Origin of the sequence: Okeania sp. SIO2F5 (assembly GCF_010692685.1) — a bacterium.
In the GTDB taxonomy this organism is placed as follows: domain Bacteria; phylum Cyanobacteriota; class Cyanobacteriia; order Cyanobacteriales; family Microcoleaceae; genus Okeania; species Okeania hirsuta.
Genome location: NZ_JAAHGU010000279.1, coordinates 1 through 2,672 on the forward strand (window position 1 = coordinate 1; position 2,672 = coordinate 2,672).

2 protein-coding genes are annotated in these 2,672 nt (G+C 35.7%); both read right to left on the minus strand.

Translation table 11 applies throughout. The annotated features are described in order from the left end of the window. Positions 1-1,950 carry an O-linked N-acetylglucosamine transferase, SPINDLY family protein gene (locus F6K27_RS32865; protein ID WP_287300969.1) on the minus strand — a complete coding sequence of 650 codons (1,950 nt, stop codon included), beginning with the start codon at positions 1,948-1,950 and terminating at the stop codon, positions 1-3. A 69-nt stretch (positions 1,951-2,019) separates the two neighbouring features. Then, positions 2,020-2,562 (minus strand): type IV pilin-like G/H family protein, encoded by a 543-nt coding sequence (locus F6K27_RS32870; RefSeq protein WP_287284823.1) that lies wholly within the window; start codon positions 2,560-2,562, stop codon positions 2,020-2,022. Positions 2,563-2,672 lie beyond the last annotated feature (110 nt).

Sequence of the window (2,672 nt, forward strand, 5' to 3'; positions counted from 1 at the left end):
TCAGAGAGTTTCTAACGTTGTTGTTGCACCATTATAGGGATAAGTATCCAAAACAATATCAGCAATACCTAAGTTAGCTCTGTGAATTTCCTCTAGAGCAACTTCTTCTATAGGAATTAAGCGATCGCTACTAATACCTTCTGACTCAGCAATATCTATCAGCAATTCAGATAAAACGTCTGACTCACCAAATTTTTTAAACAAGAAGTAACTATTGGAAACTTCTTTGAGGATTTTCATTTGCAGTCGAGCAGTATCGGGATTACACTTAAAACCCCTCTGAGCAGTAAAATAAACCACTGCATCACTAGGAATACCTAAATCTTCTCGTTTCAGACTTGGTACGCTTACCTCAAAACCATCTACAGCAACATAAGTTTGAGGGAGTCGCCAAATTTTATGTGGGTAATAATCTTGAGCATTTTCTGGCAGCACATAAGGATCGGCAATATAGTAGTCAATGGTTGGTATTCCTGAAGCATCCCACCCTAACCATGTTGCTTGAATAGGTGCTGCTTTCATTGCCATAATTGAACAACTATTGGTTAATGTTGTACTATCTAAGTCAATTAAAATATCAATTTCATCTTCATAAATATCTTCTGCTACTTCTGTACTGACAATACCGTAAACATGAGCTTTAGTTGCTTGATTAATATACCACTGTTGTAGAGAATCATTACGGTTTTCTGCTCCTTGTAAATAGGCATAAATTTCATATTTATCTCTATTGTGATATGTAAATAACCAACGGGCAATCCATCCTACAGAATGTCTTCTTAAACAATGGGATAAATATCCTATTTTCAAAGGTTTTGTTTGTGAACTGACATTATTTTTCTTGTTTAACCTCTGACTATATTTACTTGTTTGTTCCTGACAAGCTGTTTCTAAATTTAACTGACAAATTTGTGCTAACTGACTACGAATTTTGAGATTTTTTTCTGGGCAGTCTCTAGCGTAAGGGAAGAAAAAACCCATATTATACAAACGCATGGCAACTGTACTCAGTTTTTGTGGAGGTTCTGCTGCTAGAGCTTGTATTAGAGACTCTTGTCGATCTAATGTTTCTTTAACTTTTTGATCCGCACCTCTTGAGGTTATTAAAGCTCGACAAACCTGGAAGTGAGAGATTACCTTTTCGTGTATATCTATCGATAAAGAATAGGATTTTTCTGCATATTCAAGTCCCAAAGTATAGTCAGTTAATTCTACACAAAACTGTGCCACAGTTCTCAATAACTCTCGATTCTCTGGAGCAACATTTAATAACAATTCTGTATATTTTTTGGCAACTCCTACTGCTGCGAAAGAATATGCAATTTGATATATAGCTGGAATTAGAGAGTTGACAAGAGTATTTCGCTCTTCTATTCGAGGAATGGCAACTGAGGAAAATTCTATGGATGATAAACTTTTAGGGTCATAAACTAATAGCTTTTTTAATATATGCAGCAATAAATTTTGGTTAACTTCTATGACTGTATTATTTTCTAATAGCTCAATGATTTTATATTCAGTTAGTTGTTCTCCTGTATAGTTTTTGAGAGCAATAGATAAATCAATTAACTGTAATAAATTATTAATATCAGTGGGGTTAATTTCCCTAATGTGTTGTCTGATAACCCAAGCGATAGAGCCATTCTGTTTTGTTAGTTGTCTATTTGCTTCTGTTGCTAATACCTGTATTAATTCTTCTGTCCACAGCTCAACCTCTTCTGCTTCTCCATCTGCCATACCTAACAGCCAAGTTGTCTGTGCTTCTTCTTCTTGCCCTTTCAACAGTAATATTAACCCCAATTGCCAATAGTATGACTTATTTTGTGGATTTGCAGTTATTGCTTTTTCATAAAGGTTAATAGCTTTGGCATAATTACTGTTCACTAAATATTTATTTGCCTGTTGTTGCCAATCACTAGGTAATTCATCAGAAATCATCAGAACATACATTAATAATTTACAAAATAATAGGTAGCGCAAATCGCGCTACCTTTAAATTTTTGGAGTTAAAGGCTAAAGTTACAGAGCTGTTGTATAATTAGCTATATCTTCACATTGAGCTCCTCCACCCGGATTATTCTTCGCCTCTGTTTCATCTGTTGATGTTGTATCACTTTCACAAAGAATTGTTTGGGAAGTCAAAGCATCACCAGCAGCTGTTAAATATACTGCACCGACATAATATTTCAAACCGCTCACAGCTTTTTCTGTCCAAGCGTTTGCTCCATTTTTGCCGTCAACATCGGCCTCACCTAGAGCATAAGTATAGTTGCCGGTTGCAGTTTTAATCCCTAGACCTAGTTTTCCTATGTCCGCTACATCATTAATAAAATCGCCCTTCTCTGCATAAAAAGCTTGCTGACCTTTGTTAATAGAAGCCAAATACTGTTTTGCTTCAGACTGCTTTGCTTTGTTAGCTTGGTTTAAGAAAGATGGCAAAGCAATAGCTGACAAAATCCCGATAATGATGATAACCACCAACAATTCAATCAGGGTGAAACCCTCTTCTTTTCTCTTCTTCGCAACGTGCTGTAGGAACTTGGCCTTAAATTCAGTTTTCATGTTTTCTCCTATAAAAATTGGACAAATAAATTTTTTCCCATGAATCTAACTTACCCACCTTGGCAAAAATTCATATCATCCCCCAGGAAATTTTTTCAGTAGGTTGGGTA

What these genes read in the sequence shown, in the direction of transcription:
- F6K27_RS32865 (WP_287300969.1), bottom strand. Translation starts at nt 1,950, where the DNA reads ATGTATGTTCTGATGATTTCTGATGAATTACCTAGTGATTGGCAACAA.
- F6K27_RS32870 (WP_287284823.1), bottom strand. Translation starts at nt 2,562, where the DNA reads ATGAAAACTGAATTTAAGGCCAAGTTCCTACAGCACGTTGCGAAGAAG.